A 19,603-nucleotide genomic window follows, 5' to 3' on the forward strand; every position below is an offset into this window, starting at 1 on the left:
TCCCGGCGGCGAGCCCACACCCGCCCCGCAGACCGGGCAGGACCCGGCTAACTCGCCCGGATCGAAACGGTGGCCGTGCCGGTGCTCACACATGATCAGTTCTCCCTTGGTCATCGGGACAGTGCTGACGTGTGGTGCACTCCACCGCATGCCGCAAGGCGGCGGGAGGTCTCACAGATGGCGCAAGAAAGCACGCTCGCCATTGTGGAAAAAGACCGTGACCCCCCGATCCTGCTTGCCCTCCCGCGCCGACCACACCTCGATCCGCTGGGTGTCTGCCGGCTCCGCCGCCCCGATCGCACCGGCCAGCCACGCATCCGGCGAGCCATCAACCGGCACCGACGTGAAAGCAGGCGGCCCAGCCTGAACAGCCGGGGTCGGCGTGTCATGCTTCGCCCCCTCAGCGAGCTGCCCGATCACCTGCCAACGCTGTTCACGACCAGCCGCGGTGACCGTAAGCGCATACGGGTACGGGCCACCCTCCAGCACGTCGACTTTCTGCACGTCAGGCGTGTTCTTCAGCACGTCAACGAGGTGGTCGCGATATTCGGCGGGTCGCATTTTCTCTATCCTCTCATCCGGCCCCGTCAGTCTATGAAGAAGCAGAGGCCCCCACCCGTCACAGGAGGAAGCCCCGCGAGTCGAACGGATCGCGTGCTACAGCTCGGTCGTGACGAACGGCGCCGGCAGCTCAGGCAGGTCGACGTCGAAGACCTGGGCGAGCAGGTAGCGGGCCACCGTGTCGTGCTCCAACTCGGTGCGTCCGGTCGGCATGGCGAGCAGCACCTCGCCGGTCTTGCGCTGGACGACCGCGCCGAAGAAGGCGGCGTCGGTGATCGTGCTGTCGATGATCTCGACTCCGGTCTCGGCGATCAGGGCGTCGAGAGGAGCGTCGAGCAGGTGGTCGGGGGAGAGGGCAAGAGCTAAGCTCATGGGCAGACTCCATCTCACAGGATTGAGTTGCGGTCAGCGGCTGGCACCGCTGATGACTTCGACGGCCGGGGTGTTGACGCACCTCGGCCGTTGCCGTTCCCGAGCTCGGGAGACTTGGATATCCAAGCTGGCTTCCCGAAAGTAGCGCCACTGTCGCAGAGCGTGCAAGTAGTGCGACGAAACGAATGCTGGGTACGGTCGCGGCATGGGGCTGACCGAAGAACAGCTACGCGAGCGCTTTACGCGGGCCCGGGTACTACACCTGGGGACTGCCGACGCGGCGGGTAAGCCACACCTCGTGCCTGCCACCTTCGCCGTCGTCGGCGACACCGTCGTCATCGCCGTCGATCACAAGCCGAAGCGGCACTCGAACCTGAAGCGCCTCCGCAACATCCAGGAGAACCCGGCCGTCACGCTCCTCGTCGATCGCTTCGATGAGGACTGGGACCGCCTGTGGTGGGTGCGCGCTGACGGAGAGGCTCGCGTGATCGAGAACGAACTTGCCTACGAACTTGTAGACGCATTGGTAGACAAGTACGAGCAGTATCGCGAGCGTCGCCCAGCCGGGCCCGTGATCGAGATTCGCGTAAGCCGCTGGTCAGGGTGGGTGGCAAAGAAGGAGTAGACGAATCCTGGTGACATCCGGTTACGCTCACTTGCGTAGCCATCCGACAGGAGAGTGATGACACCGAACCCGGCACGAGAGCACCCCTATGAAAGGGTCGCCAACGAACTGCGCGCGGAGATCCTTAGGGGGGACCTCGCGCCAGGCGCGAAGCTGCCATCCGAGAACGACCTCACGGACCGCTTCAGCGTCACCCGGGCTACGGTCCGGAAGGGAATCGCCCTGCTCCGCATGGAAGGCTTGATCACCTCTCACCAGGGCAAGGGCGCCTTTGTGCGCGAGCGTCCGCACGTCAGCATGCGCCAGACGGGCAGCATCTACAGAGCGCGGCGGTCGACGGGGGAGGCGAACTACAACGCGGAGGCCAAGGCTCAGGGGCAGCGCCCCAAGCAGGTGATCCGCGAAGTCGTCGAGACGGCTGCCCCGGAAAAGATCGCTGATCGTTTCGACATTGAGCCTGGTGCACCTGTGATTGTCCGCCGTCTGCTCTTCACGGTCGACGACCAGCCGATGCAGCTGTGCGACAGCTACTACGAGCGCACCCTTGCGGCTGGCACACCGCTCGCCGAGGCCAAGCTCATCAAGGGTGGGGCCAACGCTTTCATCGAGAACCCGGATGGTCCGATCGGTCGACGCATCGTTCAGTTCATCGAAGACCTCGACATCCGCATGCCGTACCCGCACGAGATCGAGCAGCTCGAGATCCCGGCTGGCGTGCCCGTCGCCAAGGTCATGCGCACCGCATACGACTCTGCGGGGAGCGCCCTCGAGGTCCTCGACTCGGTCGTGCCGTGCGACCGCCACACCTTCAGGTACGTGATCGATGTGCCGTAATCCCTGCTCATTCTGCTGACGCCCCCAACTGCCTAGCGGTTGGGGGCTTTTTGTGTGCCTGGGAACTTGTCGCAGTACTTGCATACCCAAGCTGTAGTGGCTACGGTCTCTATATCCGCAGCTTGGGTATCCAAGTCGCGGAACCTAGTCCTGACCTGCCCAAATGCCCGGAGGCCTCTGTGCCCAAGCCCAACGACGAACTCGCCGAAGAGCTCGCCCAGTTGCAGGGCGCGCTCAAGCCGGCAGAGGTCGCCGAGTACCTCGATGTTCACCCCGCGACCGTCTACCGCCTGATCGCCAGCGGACAGTTGCGGACCGTCCGGATCGGCAGCGGCCAGAAGCGCCGCACCGGTCTCAAGGTCCCGCAGTCTGCCGTGGTCGAGTACCTGCGCGGCGCCCAGGTCGCCCCGACCGCCACGGAGGTGGCTTGAGATGAGCAAGACCATGAGCACTCCCGCCGAGCTCCCCGCTCCGACCGCGAATCACCTGTCGTCTCTGGCTGCGGCTTTGCGGCCTGGCGATGACGTGCCGGTCGGCAGGGTGTTCGATGAGATCGCCGCTGAGACGCTCGCCTTGGCGCAGGAACTGTTCGATGAGGTGCGCAAGCCTGGCGCTAGCCGCGCGACTCGGGAGATTTACGACTTCGTAGGCATGCTGCACGAGTTCTCCTACGGTGCCGCCCGCGCCCTGCTGGACCCGCCGAAGCCGAAGCGGCGGTGGTTCCGATGAGCCCCGCCGATCGCCTGGCCCACGCCGCCGCGCAGGGCCCGGTCCGCGCCCAGCCCGCGCCGAAGCCGTCCCGCACGGTGATCGAGCGTTTCCCCGCCGGTGCCCCGCGCGGTTCGTGGCCGGCGGAGGAGTTCGCGGCCCGCCTGCGTCGTGACGGCCGCACCGTGGACGTCGTGATGGACCTCAAGGCCGACGCGTTCCTCGTGATCGAGGCCGTGTCGTGACCGCCGAGATCAAGCGCCTGTCCGCGGCGCAGAAGAAGGCCGACGAGGTGATCGCCAAGGTCGCCGAGCCGATCGACTCGGGCCAGCTGCTGCGGGTGGCCGTCACCGACGTGGAGACCGGGCAGCGGCTCGGGACCTGCTTCGTCAGCTACGAGCGCATGATGCGCCGGCTCCACGCGGTCAACGACCGCAGCGAGCACCCCCTGCCCAAGTAGGGCCCCCGTTCCGCCGCGGGTGCGGTCCGACAGTCCCCCCGTCCCGCGCCCGCGGCCACCCAACCCCACCCCCCTTCTTCTCCCAGGAGTCCGCTATGTCCCGATGGGCCGTTACCCGCCGAGGTGTCGAAGGCCCTGGCGCGGGAGGCCAGTACACGTACAGCGCCCGCGCCGAGACGGCGGACGAGGCGGTCGAGAAGACCGCGGACAAGGCTGGCCGGCTGTTGAACCGCCTCAACCGTGGCGGCACCCGCCTCGACCCCGAGCCGACCAACATCACCCGAATCGACTGAAGGAGACCACCATGTCCCAGCCTGCTTGGCTGCAGAGCCAGATCGACGACCGCGCCCGTACCGCCGACGCGCTCGGCGCGGCAGCTGACCAGATGAACGTGTGCCGCAGCATCGCCGCCGGCCTGAACACCAAGGGCCAAGACCACACTTCGGATCCGTTCTGGCAGGCCGCGGTTCGTGAGTCACACCGTCTGAACGACGCGGCCGAGGCCCACGGCGTCGACGTCCACGACATTGGCGACGAGGCCGCCCGGCGCCGCTGACCTCCCCCATACCCGTGGGCGGCGGGGAAGTTCCGAAATCCCCCGCGGCCTCCGCCGTCCACGGCTCTCCACCCCCCATCCCGTTCCTGGCATCACCAACCGAGGAGATCAGCCATGCCTGCTACCGCCCAGACCACCCAGACCGCCGTCACCTGGCCGGAGGGCGTCATCGCCCGCTACCTGACTGATGCGGGCAAGGCGATCGGTGACCCGACCGTCACCGTGGACCTGATCGAGAAGGACGACAGTGTCCTCGCTCGCTGCACTGTCTGCCCCGACAGCGAGGCCGACTTCAGCTTCGACCCGATGTGTACCGGAGCTCGGGCAACGGGCTGGGCGACCAAGCAGGCCGCCACCTGGGCACAGGCCCACGCCGAGGTCTGCCGCGCCCTGCCCCGCCCCACCGCCTGACCAACCCCAATCCGCGTTCCCGAAGGATCCCCCATGTCTCTGCGCTTGATCTCTTCAGCCTCGTCGTCGGATGCGGCGTACCGCACCGACTTGATCCGCCGGTTCCTGGTTGCTGACGACTTCGCCGTCGAGCTGCACCTGCTCGCCGAGGCCACCGACTACGACCGCGCCAACCCAGGCGCCTCCCTCGTGGACGAGCTGCTCGGCGCCAGCCTCGGCGACGCCGCCTGACCCCTACAAGCCGCCGGGCGCGGCCGCATCCCCCGTCCCGCGCCCGGCACCAGCGCACCACCCCAACGATCACCAACCGGAAGGAACCGCATGTTCGGCAAGAAGTCCAAGTCGTCCGACCTCACCAGCAAGGAGAACGTCGCCAAGGGCCAGCAGGTCTACGACCGGATCGAGCGCGGCCAGGCCAAGGACGTACCCGCTGAGCTCGACGCCACCTACGGCCGCAAGCCGAAGAAGGCCTGAGCGATGGGCTTCGGGAAGATCCTCGCCGCCCAGGTTGAGATGCAGGTCGGCATGGCGAAGGCCGGAGTGATCAGCGAGGCCGATGCCCGCCAGCACGCCGACATGATCCTCAAGCACGCCAGCCCCGCCGACCGGCAGGAAGCCATGGCGGAACTCGCCGCCAAGGCCAAGCGCAGCTGATCCCAACCCCCATCAGAGAGGAGCCCACCGTGAGCCTGTTCAGCAAGAACGAGACCGGCAAGCCCTGCCAGGCCTGCGGCCACGAGACCACCCCACAAGACCCCGCCGTCCGCACGAAGGACAGCAACGCACGGATCCACAAGAGCCACACCACGACCCCGGGCAACGGCTTCTTCGGAGCGAAGACCAAGCGCTGACCGGCTCGACCCACCAGCCCCGGACCCGGCGTGATGCCGCCGGATCGAATCCGGCCCGGGGCGCCAACCACCCCCACCAATCCGTTTCTGACCCTGTGTGAGGTCGTCATGTTCCGTCGCCCCGCCGTCCGTTGGCTGCTGCTGGCCGCCGTGCTGATCGTCATCGGCTTGTGGCCGGCCGCGGTCGCCCCGATCGCGTGGGCGTCCGCCGGTGCCGCCCACGTCCTCGCCGCGATCCCCGGCCCTGTCCTGCTGCTGACCGCCGTCATCGCCTACCTCCGCCACCGGCCCTCGCCCGCCCCGAAGGCGGCCGTGTGATGCGCCGCTGGAGGAAGGCGCGCGCCGACCGGCGCCGCTGGGCCGCCGCGCAGACCCTGCCCGAGCTGGCCGACCTGATGGCCCTGTGGTTGGAGGGCGAGCTGACGATGTGGCCCGGCCATGCGGCCGGGGCCGACGAGGAGACCACCCTGATGATCCCGACCCTCGCCGCAGCGAACCGGGCCGGGTTCCTCACCGACCAGTCCCAGCCCGGCTACGACGGACCCGGCTTCGACAGGCTGCGCTGGGAGCAGCGCGCCGCAGTGTCCGGCCTAGTCGCCGACGAGCAGTTGCTGACCCGGATCCGCCGGGCCGGTGAGGGCGCTGGACTGCTGGTGCTGCTCTCGCATCCGCGGCTCCTGCCGCAGGGCCGGGGCGTCACCTGCACCATCCGCGGTGGCCAGCCGTACACCGTCTTCGGCGAATACATGCCGCCCCGCATTCTCCGGCACATCTGGAGCGGCATCAGCCGTCCCGCGTCCGACGCCGTGTGCGACGCCTGGCAACTGTGCCTCATCGACCCCGAGATCGGCCGCAACGACCGGCTCTGGCCGCTCCTCGACGACCTGTTCGCCGCCCAGACCACCGCCTGAACCCCGAAAGGATTGATCCACCGTGAGCAGCTGGTTCGAGGAGCGTCGCGCCGACAAGGCCGCCGACGCCAAGCAGCGGCGCGAGGACCGCGAGTTCGAGGCCAAGCTGCGTCGCGTCGAACGCCGCAAGGACCGCGACGAGGAGCGCGAGGTCAAGACGCAGAAGCGCCGCGACCGCGCCCAGCGCCGCAAGGACCGCGCCGCCCGCCGGGAGAAGACCCTCACCCCCGGCAACGTCTACCGCAAGGGCACCCTCGCCCTCGTCGCCGCGTCGGCGCTCGCTTCCCTGCCGGCGCAGGTCGCGCACTTCGTGTCGGTCAGCCTGATGCTGCTGCCCCTGCCGTTCGCGTTGGAGGGCGCGGCTTGGGTGATGGCTGCTGGGGTCGCCTACGCGGATGAGCGGAAGCTGCCCGCGTGGGTGCGGTGGCTGCTGCGCGCCCTGTCTATGGGCGCCGCCGGGTACGCCGCGCACATCAACTACGCCTACGGGGCGCAGACCAACGCCTCGGTGGCATGGGGGCTGGCCGGGGTCACGGTGATGGGCCCGGCGGTGTTCGAGATCCGGCAGTGGGTCAGCACTCTGTCGGCTGCGGCCGTGGACCCGAAGAAGCGGGCCGAGGAGAAGGCGCGTGCCAAGCATGAGCGGAAGCGTCGCCGCGACCACAAGACCGTGTACCAGCTCGCCGAGAAGCTGGTGTCCGCTGCCCCGTTCGGCACGCTCGCGTTCGAGGACGCGTTCGCCTCCGCCTGGGAGATCAAGCACGGCACCCGCACGCCCGGCATGAAGCCCGGCCTGCACGCCGAGGCGCTCGCTTCCCGCAAGGCTCTGGTCGACGCGATGGACGCCGTCAACGGCTCTCCGGTGAGTACGCGCGGCCGGCTCTTGGAGCTGCTCCACCCGGTCACCATCGCGGGCACGCAGAGCGACGGAAAGTCGCAGGTCGTTACCGATCTATCCCCCTCTTCCAAGGCGGCCGCCGAGAAGCCCAAGAAGGGCGCCCGCCGACAGCCCCCGCCGCACCGCCGCACCAAGGGCGACAGCGTGCCGTTCAGCCCCGTCGCGAAGAAGCAGCACAGCCACGAAGCCCGCCAGCGCATCGCCGTCAACGGCCACCACCACTAGGAGAAGCAATGGCCACCCCGACAACCGACCAGAAGCACGCCGCGGTGCTGGTGCAGACTTCCACCGTCCGGCCTGTCGAGACCACCATCAACAAGCGGCCCGCCACCCCGCAGCGGCAGCTGCCCGCCTGGATCCACTCCCGGGCCGCGCTCGCGCGCCGCACCGCCCGCACGGTCGGCCACCACCCGTCCGTCGTATGGATCGGCTGGACCGCGCGCGGCTGGTGGCACATCGCCCGCATCGAAGCCGACAAGATGCGCGACGACTACCCGCAGATGATCCGCACCGCCCGCGCCGCGAAGAAAGCCGCCAAGGGCGACATGGCCAAGGAACGGGCCGCGCACGCCGTCGTCCAGCGGACCCGGCAGGAGTACACGAAGCACGCCAGCAGGTACCTGATCACCCGCGGGATCGTCGCTGCCCCCGTCGCCAGCGCCGCGGCCTACGGTGTCGCCGAGTGCGGGCTGTGGGTGTCCGTCCTGTACGCGATGGCCACGGTCGCCGCCGGCGTCTGGCGTGGTCGGCCCCACGGCGTCGACCCCGGAAAGATCGAGGTGCACGCCGAGGACGGCGACCCGTTCCCGATCGCCGATGCCCGCAACCGCACCGAGGCCGCCGAATGCGTCCGCCGGGCGCTCGCCTCCGAAGGCATCCAGGTCAAAGAGGTGGAGGCGAACCGGCGCTACGACTGGGGATGGGAAGTCACCGTCCGCCTCGCCAAGGGCAAGCCGGCCGACATCGTCACGAAGGCTGCCGACCTGGAGACGCCCCTCGACCTGCCGGAGAACGGCCTGCTGCCGCAGCCGGTCCGCGAGTCCCGCGGCCGTGTCGTCCTCCGCCTGGTCCAGTCCGATCCGTTCGCGAAGATGCCGTCGGCGCCGGAGCGGAAGCCGAACAGCCGCCGCCTGCGCGACAAGCAGCTCCTCGCCCACCGCATGGACGGGAAGCCGTTCGAGGCGTCCCTGCTCGGCGTGCACGTCATCGTCGTCGCCTCTTCCGGCGGCGGGAAGTCGGTGATCCTCCGCACGATGGCCGACTCGCTGACCGCCTGCTCCGACGTCCTCGTCGGCGACCTCGACCCGGCCGGCAACGGACTCGCCCCGCTCGCCGAGGCCATCGGCGTCCGCGCCATCGGTGACGACAACATGGGCCAGATCGAGGCCATCCTCGATCAAGCGCTGCGCATCGCGAAGGCGCGCCCGGTCCTGTTCGCGAAGCTCGGCATGCGGGAGAACTGGGAGCCGTCCCCGGAGCGGCCGGCGATCGTCCTGTTCATCGACGAGTACCCGCAGCTGTCCGACCGGGCGAAGGAACTCGCGGTGAAGATCCTGCAGGCTGGCCGCAAGTCCCGCGTGCAGCTCATCCTCGCAACACAGGAGGCCACCAAGGACGCCATCGGAAAGGCCATCGCCGACTCTATCGCCCTGAAGATCGTCGGCCCGTCCCGGCACCAGGACGTCGTGCAGGTCTTCGGCGCCGGAGCGATCGGAGAAGGCTGGCGGCCGGACCGGCTCGACCCCGCCGAAGGCAACGCTGAAGGCGACGACCTGCGCGACGCCTCCCAGGCGTACATCCGCGGCGGCGGATCGCGCGAGCCGCTCAAGCACAAGTTCCTCTTCCTGGAGGACAAGGAAGGTCGGCGCCGCGCACGCGAGCGGGCGGCAGCTGGACGGCCCGAGGTGGATGCCGAGTCGCTCGCTGCCGCCGGCCTGGACCACTTCGGTGCGACGGAGGCGGACCGGCTGCGTTCCGACCTGCCGAGGATCGTGATGATGGTGCGGGGTGCGTTCGCCGCCGCCGACGACGCCGACTTCCTGCCGACTGCGGCCATATGGGAGTACCTCGCCGCGCACGACCCGGAGGCCTGGGCGCTCAACCTGTTCGGCGACGACGAGACCAAGGCTCGCCGCACCGCCGCACAACGCGTGTCCGCCGACCTGAAGCGGGCCGTCGACGCCATGGACCTAGACATCGACATGTCGACTGTCCAGGTGACCGGCGGAGCACGCGGCTACCGCCTCGACACGATCAAGCAGATCACCAGCGAGACCGCCCCGGAAGCCGCCTGAGAGGTCGTGACTGGGTTGTGACGCCGCAGGTCAGGGTCGTGACGCAGGTCGTGACGGGGTTGTGATCCACCGCTCGAGACCGTGACGACGTCACGACCCATCACAACCCCCATCACGGCTCTGACCTGCACAGTCACGACCCATCACGACCCACATCACGACCCGAAACGTGAAGGAGATCCCGGAATGGGCATCACGCTGAAGATCCAGCAGATGACGATCGACGGCCTGCCCTACGGCTGCCCCGAGTGCGGCACGCCCGAATTCACGCTCGACGGCAACGGCGTCATCGACGCCCTCGCCTCCGTCTGGGGCAACTGCTGGTCCGGGCACAGCTGGGAAGAGCAGCTGATCGAGATCGACGACCTCAAGAAAATCTGCGCCGCCCGCACCGGCCGTGTCCGCGCCGAGGACGACGACACGTTCGAGATCACCATCGGCGGCAGCGTGCTCGCCGGGATCCTCCACCCCGACGTCAACGTAGACGACCTCAAACGAGCCGGCGGCGTGTACTGGCAGCGGCTCATCAAACCCGCCCTCCGCAAGCAGAAACGCCGCGCCGTCGCCGCCGTCAAACGGCCCGTCCGCAACAGCGTCGCCGCCGCCAAAGCCGCCGCGATCGGCGCCGCCTGGGACCTCCAAACCGGCGGCATCGAGCCCGACCCCGACTACACGCCCGAGCCCATCAACCCCTGCCCCGCCTGCAACGGCAAGGGTGAGCACAAGATCAAGACCCGCATCCACACCGCCACCCGCGTCCGCTGCGCCGTCTGCCACGGCACCGGCGAAATCGACTAGGAGACCGAATGGCCAAGAAGACCTACCACTGGACTGCGGCCGTCAGTGACGGCAGGCACCACGACGGCGAATCCGCCGGAACCGTCCGCGCCAGCAGTGAGGCCGAAGCCCGCGCGCTGGTCGTCGACTGGGTCCGCCAAGACGGCGCCCGCAAGAAACGCACTTGGACCGCCACCGACATCACGCTCACCTGAGGAGACCACCCGCCATGACCGTCCTGCCCGAGCCGACGCCCACCGCTCCCGCGGCCGGGCAGGCTGCCAACCCGCTCACCGACGCCGTCATCTCCGCGGCCGTCGACAAGGCCATCGAGGATGCGCGCCGGAAGGGGACCAGTCCGAAGGCCGTCATCGGGAACGCGACGCCCGTGCCGCAGCCCGGCATCCCACCCATGAGCTCCAAGGCCGTCGACGACGCCGTCCGCATGCTCGCCGCCGGAGCCGCATCCCTGCCCATCGGCGGCATGACCGCCCTCGTCGTCCACGTCCTCGGCACCGTCGACCCCGCCCAACTCGCCATCGCCGGAGCCACGCCCGTAGCCCTCGTACTCGCCCTCGCCAGACTCCTGCGGCGCGCCAAGGACGTGGTGCCGGCCGAGGTCCACAACCACTACGAGGGAACTGTCTACCAAGACCAGCGCGAGCAGCGGACGGAGAGCTACGGCGTGTGGGTCAAGAACAACAACCAGCAGTAGCCGCTAGCCAGCCATGCCAAGGCCCCGACCGGTGTCGCTATCGGTCGGGGCCTTCGTGCTGGGCGTGGGTACGGCGCGGGCCATCCACCGTCCGTCGGTGAGGTACTTCGGCAGCATCACCGGCACGAACCCGGCATCAACCAGCCGCGCCAGGCCCTCAGCGCACTCCTCTTCCGTGTCCGCCTGCACACCGATCCGGATCGCCATACCCGCAGTCTGCCTGCGACCGTGGGGGAACGGGGCGGGAATCGGGAAGGCGGCTACTCGGCGGGGTTGTCCTCTACGGCCTTCTTGGCGCTGACGACGGTGGGTTCGCGCAGCGGCGGAATGCCTGCCGCTTTGGAGATCCGCCCGACGTGCTGACGCTCGTAGGGGACATGCCGCGTTACCTCTGAAGGTCCCAAGGTGCGGGCGCGCAGGACTTCGACGATGCCCTCGTTCAGTGCGGTGCGCGCGGCCTCGAACTCCTCCTCTGCCTTCTCGTAGGCGGCGCCGAGCTCGTCGAGTCGATCGCGTGCTGCCTGCTTCTTCTTCTCCGTGGTCATGCCCATAAGGATGCCACGTCTTGTCGCATCCCGACTAGGCACCCTAGCGATGCATCTTGACGATGCAACATGAGGATGCAATGATGGAGTCATCGCCAAGGATGACAGGCCAGGGGAGACGGCAATGCAGAACACCACCACCGAGCAGATCCGCTTCCCCCACGTCTACGCCACCGCCTCCGGTGCAGTCGCCCTCCAGGCCACCGACGGCGAGTCCTGGTGGCTCGCCGACCTCGACGGCAACAAGATCTCCTGCTTCTGCGCCAACCGCGCCGAGGTCACCATCCAGGCCTACCGCCGATTCGGCCGACTCATCGGCCGCGGCCACTCTTCCTGGCGCTGAACGTACCCACCACGGCCCGGCCGACTCTCGGCCGGGCCCCACCACCGCAGCACCGCACCAAGGGGGATCCATATGAACGTCGCCGCCCAGCTCCGCCGGACTCGCGCCGCCGCCCAGCGCGTCACCAAGGCCCTCGCCTACCGGGCGCGCTCGGGCGCGATCGCCTCCCTCGTCGAGACCGGCCAGCTCGTCCGCACCGGCGACATCCTCAACCGGCTCGGCGCCGCCGACCTCAAGGACGGTTACCAGTCCTGGTACGGCCGGCACGTCAAGAAGGCCCACGTCGCCGCCAACGGCACCGAGCCCGTCCGCTGCTGGGTGCAGCACCGCACCACCGGCAAGTGGATCCACGTCCACGTCTACAACCCGTTCGACATCGCCCTCTACATCGGGCTCGCCACCTACAAGCAGACCAAGCACCTCGCCCAGCCCGCCTTCTTCCAGGCCGCCTACGCGGAGGCCGCCTAGACCAACTACACCGAGCTCCCCGCGTGGGAGGAGACCGCCGAGGAAGCCGCCGCCTGGGACCGCTACTGGTTCGACCGCGACCTCGACTACGACACCGACGAGGAGTAGCCGTGCCCCTGTGCGACTGCGGAACCTGCTGCGAGGCCCACGGCCACTACGAGGGCTGCGCCAGCCTCACCACCGAACCCGACCAGCCCAGCGACCACTACGGCCAGTGAAACCCGCCCGCTCCCTGCCGGGGGCGGGCCTGCTCTGAACCCGCAGACACCCGATTGGGTCACAGCGTCGTCACAACCTGCACACGCCAGCCAACCCCCGCCTACGCTCACGCCACATCACAGCGCGTACCGCACAGGGGGGACCCATGAGCCGCAGAACACTCGCCTGCATCATCACCGCCACCATCGCCGTCCTCGGCACCAGCACCGCCTGCCAACCCACCAAGACCAACGGCGGCACCTCGTCCTCAACGGCCTCAACTGGCAGCAACAACAAGCCCAGCAGCAAGAAGGCTGTCCCCAACTTCGTCGGCATGGGCCTCCAGTCCGCCCAAGACGCCGCCCAGAAGGCAGGGTTCTACAACCTCAAATCCCACGACTCCCTCGGCCGCGACCGCATGCAGATCCTTGACCGGGACTGGAAGGTCTGCTCCCAGAACGTCAAGGCCGACACCCAGGCGGACACAAGCACGAAGCTCGACTTCGGCGCGGTCAAACTGGACGAGACTTGCCCCGCCAAGGACCAGGCGCCGCCCTCCGCGGCCGGCGGGACGATGCCCGACTTCCGAGGGAAAAGCGTCAAGGCCGCACGAGACGCTCTCGACTTCGGCACATCGATCACGGTGAACGACGCGTCGGGCGCCGGCCGCATGGTGCTGGTCGAGTCGAACTGGCAGGTCTGTTCGCAGAAGCCGGCCGCGGGAACGAAGGTGAACGGGCAGCCGGTCACGCTGAACGCGGTCAAGTTCGGGGAGCACTGCCCGTAGAGCTGCGAGGTCCCGGAGTCGCCGTCGAGCTCCGGGGCCTCCGCTGCCCGCTCACCTGCGGCTGCCCTTCGCCTTCCGCGTCCTCGCCGCTTTCCGGGCCATGATGCTGCGTTGCGGGAATGAGCGGCCCGCGTTGCTGATCTCCGCTGCTCTGGTCTTCGACATGCCCTTGCGGCGCAGCGCGCGGTAAGCGCTGAAACGTGAGCGGTAGACGAAGCCGAACTTCCCGCCGCGGCTGCTGACCATCACTTCGCCCGGCGGGCGGCGATCCTGTGGCCGGCCTTGGCCATGGCGGTCATCTTCGCGGCGCCGAACTTCTTCCGACCGGCTGCTGCTGCGACGGCCTTCGGGTTCTTCGCACCGGACTTCGCTGCGGATGCTGCGACGGCGGCGAACCGCTTTCCTGTGCCGAGCTTGGGTGTCTTCTTCTTCGCTGCCATACCTACATGGTGCCCCTGCGAAGCCGGTTGCAGTAGGGGAGTGGGCGACTAAACCGCACCGATGTCCTACGATTCGAAGGTGAAGTGCATGTATTGCTGAAGATTCAACGGAGGTGGCGTTGTGGGTACCGGAGGACCCGTCCCCTACCAGAGGCGCAACAAAGCAGCCCGAGCCGAACTCGCCGAACTCCTCTTCGACCTCCGCATCCAAGGCCTTAGCTTCTACGCCATCGACGCCCTCAGCCAAGACCCCGCCGGCCCCACCGGCGGGCAGCGCGTCGCCGCAACCACCGCCCGCGACCTCGTCCGCGAAGAGATCGAACGCCGCGTCGACCCCAAGGTCGACGAATACCGGGCCCTCGAACTCGCACGCCTCGAAGCCCAACTCGAGCGGCTCCACAACATGGAGGCGTCCGTCCGTCGAGTGATGGGGCGCAAGCACATCACGGTGAGCAACGGCCGCGTCATCAAGGCGATCAACCCGGACACGGGCGACGAGGAGCCGGTCGAGGACGACTCATTCATCCTCCAAGCCGTCGACCGCCTCAACCGCATCGAAGAATCCCGGCGCCGCACCAGCGAATCCATCCGCCTCCTCCTCGGCCTCAACATGCCCGTCAAGGTCGACGCCACAGTCACCGAGACCACGCAACAGGATCTGGAGCTGCAGGAGATGATCCGCGCCGCCAAAGCCAAGGTGCAGCTGGAGGAGCAGCACATCCGCGACGGCGGCGACAGTACGACGGGCTGAGCATGGCGACCGCGGTCCGCACACGCGGCTACCTCGACGGCCTCGACGCCGAAACCTTCGACCTGCACGCCTACCTCGCCAAGTTCGACCCGCGGCTCCTCGCCGAGCCTGAAGGCCGGCGCACCCTCACCCGGCTGGATCCGCTGCTGTTCGGGCTGGTCTACCTGCGCCACCACCTTCGCGACGCCGAGGGGCGCCTCACGTTCGGGGATGCGCACCTCGACTGGTGCCGTGCCGCCCGCGCCTGGGTACGGCCGCCGACTCTGCCGGCCGAGCACCGTGACGCCTACATTGCGCCCCGGAACATGGGCAAGTCGACCTGGTGGTTTCTGATCCTGCCGATGTGGGCCGCAGCGCACGGGCACGTCCGGTTCGCGGCCGCGTTCGCCGCTTCCGCCACCCAGGCCGAGACGCACCTCAGCTCGTTCAAGAAGGAGATCGACACCAACGAGCTGCTGCGCCGCGACTTCCAGGATCTGTGCTCACCGGCGAAACGGCCGTCGGGCTCGAATGTCGCGGACACGCAGTCGATGTTCATCGCGCAGTCGGGTTTTGTGTTCGCCGCCCGCGGTATCGACTCGTCGAACCTCGGTATGAAGGTCGGCGAGCGGAGGCCCGACCTCATTCTGTGCGACGACATCGAACCCGACGAGAGCAGCTACAGCCTCGACCTCGCTGCGAAGCGGCGCACCACCCTCGTCGACGCGATCCTGCCGCTCAACGTGTACGCCCGCGTCGTGATCTCAGGGACGGTCACGATGCCGGGAAGCATCGTCCACCAGCTCGTCAAGCACGCCCGCGGCGTCGAAACCGCCCCCTGGATCCAAGAGGAGGGATTCGCCGCCCACTACACGCCGCCGATCGTCAAGCTCGCCTCGGGCTACGAGCGCAGCGTGTGGCCGGCGAAGTGGCCCCTCGACTACCTCAAGTCCATCGAGCACACCCGCAGCTTCGCGAAGAACTACGCCAACGATCCGATGGGCGCGGACGGAGCGCTGTGGACCGTCGACGACTTCCGCTACCCGGGGCCAGAGGGTCCGGATCCGATCACGCACATGATGCTCAGCATCGACCCGGCGGTGACGGCGAAGAGGGGCTCGGACTTCACTGGGCTGGCGGTGGTGTCGTGGTCTGCGGAGACCCGCCGCTGCACCGTGCACGAGGCGATCGCGGTGAAGATCCCGCCGGGGGAGCAGTTGCGGGAGCGGGTGCTGGCGCTGCTGGACGAATGGCCGCGGATCGGGCTGATCCTGCTGGAGGTCAACCAGGGGCAGGACGTGTGGCAGGCCGTGTTTCATCACATGCCGGTGCGGGTGAAGACCGTGTCGCAGTCGGAGCCGAAGTTCGTGCGGGCCGAGGGGGTGCTGGGGCACTACCAGCGGGGGCGGGTGCTGCATGCGCGGAGGCTGCGGGAGTTGGAGGAGCAGCAGTGCGCGTTCCCTAAGGCCCCTCATGACGACCTTGTGGATGCGGTGGGGAGTGCGGTCAGGAGATTCCTGCCCACCAAGTCGAGACAGGTATCTAAGGCTGAAGCGGCAAGTTACCTTTGAATCGAAGGTGACGGCGTATGCTTGCGCTGGCTAGGGAGGTCGCATTGGATGATGAGTCGCTCGCCGACCTCATGCACGGCATCGAAGAGCTGAAGGAGTCCCGCGAGGGGTACGACGAGGCCGGCGTCTACTACGACGGCAAGGCGCCCGAAGTCTTTACCTCGCTCCGGATCCGCCGCGCCCTCATGTTCCACGACGTCGACTTCGATCTGAACTTTGCCAAGACCCCCGTCAACGCCGTCGTCAACCGACTGGAGATCGCAGCCGTCACCACCCCCGACGATGGGGCCAACCAGCTGATATCAAAGATCTGGCAGGACAATCAGCTCGACCTGGAGCTCCCCGACCTCTTTCGTCGCGCCTGCGAGTACGGCGACGCCTACCTGATGGTGCTGCCCGTCGAGGACGAGCAGGGCAACGTCATCCGTGTCGACATGTTCTACAACAGCCCGCAAACCGTCCGTGTGATCTACAGCGAGGACAACCCGCGGGTCAAAGCCTTCACGATCAAGAAGTGGTGTGAGGGTAAGTTTCAGCGCGTTGAGCTGTACTACGACGACCGCATCGAACGCTGGACCACCAGCGAGAACGGCCGCGGAGACAAACCCGACGACTGGCGGCACTGGCCCGCCGACCCGGAAGACCCCGAGTCGTGGGTGATGGAGCACGAGTGGGGTGAGCAGCCCGTGTTCCACTTCCGTACCGACCGGCCCTACGGCGTACCCGAACACTACGGCGCCTACGGCCCGCAGAACGCGATCAACAAGCTGCAGCAGACCCACATGGGTACGGTCGACTATCAGGGTTTCCCGCAGCGGTACGCGCTCACCGAGGCCGCCAACACCGACACTTCGGATCTCGAGCCTGCCGACTTCGCCGACGACGACTGGCCGCTGAACGAGCAGGGCCTGGGACCGAGCGACTCCGGCGCGGACAGCTCCCTCAAGGCCGGACCCGGCGAACTGATGCTGCTTCGCGGCTTCAAGAGCGTGGGCCAGTTCGATGCGGCGCAGCCCGGCGTGTTCTTGGATCCGATCCAGTTCAACATCCGGGCGATGGCGCAGATCACCGACACGCCGCTGCGTCTGTTCGACCCGCAGTCCTCCAACCGCCGTTCCGGGGTGTCCTACCAGGAGGAGGACGACCCGTTCATCCGTAAGGTCGCCAACCGTCAGCTCTCGTTCGGTGCGACAACGCGTGAGGCGGTCACATTCGCCCTGCGCCGCCTCGGCCTCGACGAGCCCGTAGTCACCGTCAGTTGGGTGCCCGCAAAGTCGGTGAACGATCAGGTTGGCTGGCAGACGGTCACCGAAAAGGTCAAGAACGGGGTTCCCCGCAAGCAGGCGTTGATGGAGACCGGCTACCGCGCCGAGCAGGTCGAGGAATGGCTCGCCGGAGTCGACGACGCCGAACTTCAGCGTCGCGTCGCCATCCTGGCCAGCGTGTCCGCAGCCGCGCAACAACTTGGCGCCGCGGCCGCGCTCAACGTCGTCTCACCGGATCAGGTGAAGGGGGTCCTGTCCGGGGCGCTGTCTGACCTGGAAGCCCTGGCGCAGGTTGAGGACGAGTACTGATGCCGTACCGCAGCGACGATCTGACCCGTCTCGTCCAGGACCAGCACACAGGCGAGGTCATCCGCCTGGAGGACCAGATCGGCGCCGACATCCTGGGCTACACCGGGCTCGCATTCGACGACCTGATTCGCCGCACTCTCGCCGCCTGGACCCAGGCCTACGGCGGCCCGAACCAACCGGCCACGCCCGGGGAGGTGCTGCGCCGCATCATTGCTGCCGCCCGCGCGGCGATCCGCGAGCTCCTCGGCGATCTGGCCGGCCGTGCCGGCTTCCTCGGTGACGCGCTCGGCGAGGCCGTCGCGCTGGGAGTGCAGCAGGGGATCGCCTTCGTGGAGGCAGCGTCTGGCAGTCTCCTGGCCCGTACCCCGAGGGTGCCCCGCCCGGGACGGGAGCTGCGGGCCGAAGCGCGCCGGATCGGCCGCCTGGTGAAGGATCACCGTGACCGGGCACTACGCCTGCTCCGGTCGGGCGTGGTGTCGCGGTGGGAGCACATGCTGACCGGACTCGGCGCGGCGAAAGCCGCCGTCCAAGCGGTCCGCGCGCATATCGCATGGGTTGTCAACACAGCTGTTGCCCAAGGCCTGGACGAGGTCGCCCGCAGTCCGGCCGAGGTGCGGCTGTGGGTGTCGGAAGCGGACGCCTGCGTCAACTGCCTGGCCTACACCGGCCGCACCGCCCTGATCGGGGGCTCGTTCCCGGGTGGCCTGTCGTGGGATCCGCGGCAGCGACGCAGGCTGTCGGACGTGGACGGCCCGCCGCTCCACCCGAACTGTCGCTGCCGCACGGTGCCATGGAACGACGCATGGGTTGCAGAGGGTGTGCCGTTTCCGCAGGCGCTGCAGCAGGAGGCGCACCGCTCGATCGCCTACGGCATCGGCCGGCCTTCGGAGTCCCGGGCCGCACGCCTGCGAGCCGCCCGCCAGCTCCTGTTTACGGAGCGGAACCTACTGCCTGCCGTCAGGGCCCGCGCCCAGACAGCTGTTCGCACCGGCCGTTTCACGCAGGCCGCATAGACCCCGGCGCCCGCGACGGGCAGCCGCCAACCCCCGTGATGGAGGAGCACCAGATGGGCATCCACAGTACGACCCCAGCCGACGGCATCAGCCTGCCGCCCGGCACGGTCCTCGGCTACCGCGCCGACGGCCGCCCGATCTACGTCATAGCCGGCGGTGCCGAGCCGGATGAAGGGCCGGACATCGACATCGAGGTCGACGACGAGCCGGACGACCAGGGTGAAGCCGACACCGAGACAGATGTCGAGGACGAGGCGGAGCCGGAGGAGAAGCCGAAGCCCAAGCCCCCGGCGAAGAAGACCGACGACGACAAGGCGGACGACTTCAAGCCCCCGTCGAAGGACGAGTGGGCGCGCACGCAGGCTGCGTTGAAGAAGGCCAACGACGACGCCAAGCGGCACCGGCTCCGCAACAAGGAACTGGAGGAGAAGGCCCGCGGCGACGAGACCGAGCACGAGAAGGCGCTCCGCGAAGCCCGCGAGGAGGGCGAAAAGCGGTACCGGGCACCCCTGGTACGCACCGCGGCCCGCTCCGCCCTGATAGAGGCGGGGGCGCTCGCGTTTCTGCAGGAGGAGAAGGACCCCGACTCGCAGAGCGCGCGGGAGAAGGGCGAGAGTCGCCTCAAGCGGCTGCTGAAGCTGGTGGACACCGAGGCACTGGACGTCGACGACGACGGCTCCGTGTCCGGCCTGGAGGCCGCGGTGGATGAGCTGCGCCGCGACTATCCGGAGCTGTTCGCCTCTCCGGTGCGGCGGCCGAAGCCGCGGCCGACGGGGGCACCGCGCCAGCCAGCGCAGGAGAAGCCCAAGTCGACGGCGGAGTTGCACGCTGCGCGACTTCTGGGCAGGGCTTGACCACAACAGGTATATTCAGCATCAGGTGAATTGCTCCGGTGATCGGAGCACGCCACCGCCCTTGCTTGCAGGCGCCCGTGATGGGGCCCGAGCCGACAGACGCTTCC

Annotated in this window: 34 protein-coding genes; 28 read left to right on the forward strand and 6 right to left on the reverse strand. The window is 68.3% G+C overall.

Features of this window, described 5'->3' with window-relative positions:
* Nucleotides 1-171 precede the first annotated feature (171 nt).
* Nucleotides 172-561 carry a hypothetical protein gene (locus ACH4UM_RS23710; RefSeq protein WP_398182626.1) on the reverse strand — a complete coding sequence of 130 codons (390 nt, stop codon included), beginning with the start codon at nt 559-561 and terminating at the stop codon, nt 172-174.
* Between the two features lie 96 nt (nt 562-657).
* Complete coding sequence (locus ACH4UM_RS23715; RefSeq protein ID WP_398182629.1) at nt 658-933, reverse strand: hypothetical protein; 276 nt, start codon at nt 931-933, stop codon at nt 658-660.
* A gap of 205 nt (nt 934-1,138) precedes the next feature.
* Here ACH4UM_RS23715 and ACH4UM_RS23720 point away from each other — a divergent pair, with 205 nt between their 5' ends.
* The 20 genes from ACH4UM_RS23720 (at nt 1,139) to ACH4UM_RS23815 (ending at nt 10,973) form a co-directional block, all read left to right on the forward strand.
* Nucleotides 1,139-1,558, forward strand: a complete 420-nt coding sequence (locus tag ACH4UM_RS23720; protein WP_398182631.1) for a TIGR03668 family PPOX class F420-dependent oxidoreductase — start codon at nt 1,139-1,141, stop codon at nt 1,556-1,558.
* A 57-nt stretch (nt 1,559-1,615) separates the two neighbouring features.
* The gene (locus tag ACH4UM_RS23725) at nt 1,616-2,392 is read left to right on the forward strand and encodes a GntR family transcriptional regulator (protein ID WP_398182634.1); all 777 of its coding nucleotides are present in this window, start codon (nt 1,616-1,618) and stop codon (nt 2,390-2,392) included.
* Nucleotides 2,393-2,571: 179 nt separating this feature from the next.
* Nucleotides 2,572-2,823 carry a helix-turn-helix domain-containing protein gene (locus tag ACH4UM_RS23730; RefSeq protein ID WP_398182637.1) on the forward strand — a complete coding sequence of 84 codons (252 nt, stop codon included), beginning with the start codon at nt 2,572-2,574 and terminating at the stop codon, nt 2,821-2,823.
* 1 nt (nt 2,824) lies between these two features.
* Nucleotides 2,825-3,121 carry a hypothetical protein gene (locus ACH4UM_RS23735; protein WP_398182639.1) on the forward strand — a complete coding sequence of 99 codons (297 nt, stop codon included), beginning with the start codon at nt 2,825-2,827 and terminating at the stop codon, nt 3,119-3,121.
* On the forward strand, nt 3,118-3,345 hold the full coding sequence (locus tag ACH4UM_RS23740; RefSeq protein ID WP_398182939.1) for a hypothetical protein: 228 nt from the start codon (nt 3,118-3,120) through the stop codon (nt 3,343-3,345). Before ACH4UM_RS23735 ends, ACH4UM_RS23740 begins: the two co-directional genes overlap by 4 nt.
* Complete coding sequence (locus tag ACH4UM_RS23745) at nt 3,342-3,560, forward strand: hypothetical protein (RefSeq protein WP_398182642.1); 219 nt, start codon at nt 3,342-3,344, stop codon at nt 3,558-3,560. The genes ACH4UM_RS23740 and ACH4UM_RS23745 overlap by 4 nt, the downstream gene beginning before the upstream one ends.
* Nucleotides 3,561-3,655: 95 nt before the next feature.
* Nucleotides 3,656-3,853 (forward strand): hypothetical protein, encoded by a 198-nt coding sequence (locus ACH4UM_RS23750; RefSeq protein ID WP_398182645.1) that lies wholly within the window; start codon nt 3,656-3,658, stop codon nt 3,851-3,853.
* 11 nt (nt 3,854-3,864) lie between these two features.
* Entirely contained in the window at nt 3,865-4,116 is a 252-nt protein-coding gene (locus tag ACH4UM_RS23755; RefSeq protein WP_398182648.1) for a hypothetical protein, read from the forward strand.
* 114 nt (nt 4,117-4,230) lie between these two features.
* A complete protein-coding gene (locus ACH4UM_RS23760; RefSeq protein ID WP_398182651.1) occupies nt 4,231-4,527 on the forward strand; it encodes a hypothetical protein in 297 nt (98 codons plus the stop codon).
* A gap of 33 nt (nt 4,528-4,560) precedes the next feature.
* On the forward strand, nt 4,561-4,758 hold the full coding sequence (locus ACH4UM_RS23765) for a hypothetical protein (protein ID WP_398182654.1): 198 nt from the start codon (nt 4,561-4,563) through the stop codon (nt 4,756-4,758).
* Nucleotides 4,759-4,848: 90 nt separating this feature from the next.
* Nucleotides 4,849-5,001, forward strand: coding sequence for a hypothetical protein (locus ACH4UM_RS23770; RefSeq protein ID WP_398182656.1), 153 nt, complete (start codon nt 4,849-4,851; stop codon nt 4,999-5,001).
* 3 nt (nt 5,002-5,004) lie between these two features.
* Nucleotides 5,005-5,181, forward strand: a complete 177-nt coding sequence (locus ACH4UM_RS23775; RefSeq protein ID WP_398182659.1) for a hypothetical protein — start codon at nt 5,005-5,007, stop codon at nt 5,179-5,181.
* 29 nt (nt 5,182-5,210) lie between these two features.
* Entirely contained in the window at nt 5,211-5,378 is a 168-nt protein-coding gene (locus ACH4UM_RS23780; RefSeq protein ID WP_398182661.1) for a hypothetical protein, read from the forward strand.
* A gap of 108 nt (nt 5,379-5,486) precedes the next feature.
* Nucleotides 5,487-5,696: a hypothetical protein gene (locus ACH4UM_RS23785; protein ID WP_398182663.1), complete on the forward strand. Its 210-nt coding sequence runs from the start codon at nt 5,487-5,489 to the stop codon at nt 5,694-5,696.
* A complete protein-coding gene (locus tag ACH4UM_RS23790; protein WP_398182666.1) occupies nt 5,696-6,289 on the forward strand; it encodes a DUF6919 domain-containing protein in 594 nt (197 codons plus the stop codon). The genes ACH4UM_RS23785 and ACH4UM_RS23790 overlap by 1 nt, the downstream gene beginning before the upstream one ends.
* A gap of 22 nt (nt 6,290-6,311) precedes the next feature.
* Nucleotides 6,312-7,412: a hypothetical protein gene (locus ACH4UM_RS23795; protein WP_398182668.1), complete on the forward strand. Its 1,101-nt coding sequence runs from the start codon at nt 6,312-6,314 to the stop codon at nt 7,410-7,412.
* A gap of 8 nt (nt 7,413-7,420) precedes the next feature.
* A complete protein-coding gene (locus ACH4UM_RS23800; RefSeq protein WP_398182671.1) occupies nt 7,421-9,481 on the forward strand; it encodes a hypothetical protein in 2,061 nt (686 codons plus the stop codon).
* Nucleotides 9,482-9,667: 186 nt separating this feature from the next.
* Complete coding sequence (locus ACH4UM_RS23805) at nt 9,668-10,279, forward strand: hypothetical protein (protein ID WP_398182673.1); 612 nt, start codon at nt 9,668-9,670, stop codon at nt 10,277-10,279.
* Between the two features lie 8 nt (nt 10,280-10,287).
* Nucleotides 10,288-10,473, forward strand: coding sequence for a hypothetical protein (locus ACH4UM_RS23810; protein WP_398182675.1), 186 nt, complete (start codon nt 10,288-10,290; stop codon nt 10,471-10,473).
* A 14-nt stretch (nt 10,474-10,487) separates the two neighbouring features.
* Nucleotides 10,488-10,973, forward strand: a complete 486-nt coding sequence (locus ACH4UM_RS23815) for a hypothetical protein (protein WP_398182678.1) — start codon at nt 10,488-10,490, stop codon at nt 10,971-10,973.
* Nucleotides 10,974-10,976: 3 nt separating this feature from the next.
* Here ACH4UM_RS23815 and ACH4UM_RS23820 read toward each other — a convergent pair whose 3' ends face one another.
* Nucleotides 10,977-11,180, reverse strand: a complete 204-nt coding sequence (locus ACH4UM_RS23820; RefSeq protein WP_398182680.1) for a hypothetical protein — start codon at nt 11,178-11,180, stop codon at nt 10,977-10,979.
* 53 nt (nt 11,181-11,233) lie between these two features.
* Nucleotides 11,234-11,518, reverse strand: a complete 285-nt coding sequence (locus tag ACH4UM_RS23825; protein WP_398182683.1) for a hypothetical protein — start codon at nt 11,516-11,518, stop codon at nt 11,234-11,236.
* A 124-nt stretch (nt 11,519-11,642) separates the two neighbouring features.
* On the opposite strand from ACH4UM_RS23825, the gene ACH4UM_RS23830 reads away from it, so the two are divergent.
* From ACH4UM_RS23830 to ACH4UM_RS23840, 3 genes are all read left to right on the forward strand, one after another.
* The gene (locus ACH4UM_RS23830) at nt 11,643-11,861 is read left to right on the forward strand and encodes a hypothetical protein (RefSeq protein WP_398182686.1); all 219 of its coding nucleotides are present in this window, start codon (nt 11,643-11,645) and stop codon (nt 11,859-11,861) included.
* Between the two features lie 72 nt (nt 11,862-11,933).
* Nucleotides 11,934-12,329, forward strand: a complete 396-nt coding sequence (locus tag ACH4UM_RS23835) for a hypothetical protein (RefSeq protein WP_398182689.1) — start codon at nt 11,934-11,936, stop codon at nt 12,327-12,329.
* A 364-nt stretch (nt 12,330-12,693) separates the two neighbouring features.
* Nucleotides 12,694-13,314 (forward strand): PASTA domain-containing protein, encoded by a 621-nt coding sequence (locus ACH4UM_RS23840; RefSeq protein ID WP_398182692.1) that lies wholly within the window; start codon nt 12,694-12,696, stop codon nt 13,312-13,314.
* Between the two features lie 51 nt (nt 13,315-13,365).
* Here ACH4UM_RS23840 and ACH4UM_RS23845 read toward each other — a convergent pair whose 3' ends face one another.
* Both ACH4UM_RS23845 and ACH4UM_RS23850 read right to left on the reverse strand, forming a co-directional pair.
* Entirely contained in the window at nt 13,366-13,560 is a 195-nt protein-coding gene (locus tag ACH4UM_RS23845) for a hypothetical protein (RefSeq protein ID WP_398182695.1), read from the reverse strand.
* Nucleotides 13,560-13,754: a hypothetical protein gene (locus ACH4UM_RS23850; RefSeq protein ID WP_398182698.1), complete on the reverse strand. Its 195-nt coding sequence runs from the start codon at nt 13,752-13,754 to the stop codon at nt 13,560-13,562. Before ACH4UM_RS23850 ends, ACH4UM_RS23845 begins: the two co-directional genes overlap by 1 nt.
* Nucleotides 13,755-13,875: 121 nt before the next feature.
* Between ACH4UM_RS23850 and ACH4UM_RS23855 the strand changes: the two genes are divergently transcribed.
* The 5 genes from ACH4UM_RS23855 to ACH4UM_RS23875 are packed head-to-tail and all read left to right on the forward strand — an operon-like array spanning nt 13,876 to nt 19,496.
* Entirely contained in the window at nt 13,876-14,505 is a 630-nt protein-coding gene (locus ACH4UM_RS23855; RefSeq protein ID WP_398182701.1) for a hypothetical protein, read from the forward strand.
* 2 nt (nt 14,506-14,507) lie between these two features.
* Nucleotides 14,508-16,055: a hypothetical protein gene (locus ACH4UM_RS23860; protein ID WP_398182704.1), complete on the forward strand. Its 1,548-nt coding sequence runs from the start codon at nt 14,508-14,510 to the stop codon at nt 16,053-16,055.
* A 17-nt stretch (nt 16,056-16,072) separates the two neighbouring features.
* Complete coding sequence (locus tag ACH4UM_RS23865) at nt 16,073-17,629, forward strand: phage portal protein (protein WP_398182707.1); 1,557 nt, start codon at nt 16,073-16,075, stop codon at nt 17,627-17,629.
* Nucleotides 17,629-18,642, forward strand: a complete 1,014-nt coding sequence (locus tag ACH4UM_RS23870; RefSeq protein WP_398182710.1) for a hypothetical protein — start codon at nt 17,629-17,631, stop codon at nt 18,640-18,642. Before ACH4UM_RS23865 ends, ACH4UM_RS23870 begins: the two co-directional genes overlap by 1 nt.
* Nucleotides 18,643-18,695: 53 nt before the next feature.
* Nucleotides 18,696-19,496 (forward strand): hypothetical protein, encoded by an 801-nt coding sequence (locus ACH4UM_RS23875; protein WP_398182713.1) that lies wholly within the window; start codon nt 18,696-18,698, stop codon nt 19,494-19,496.
* The last annotated feature ends 107 nt before the right edge of the window (nt 19,497-19,603 follow it).

It is taken from the genome of Streptomyces sp. NPDC020801, from assembly GCF_044334385.1.
Taxonomy (GTDB): domain Bacteria; phylum Actinomycetota; class Actinomycetes; order Streptomycetales; family Streptomycetaceae; genus Streptomyces.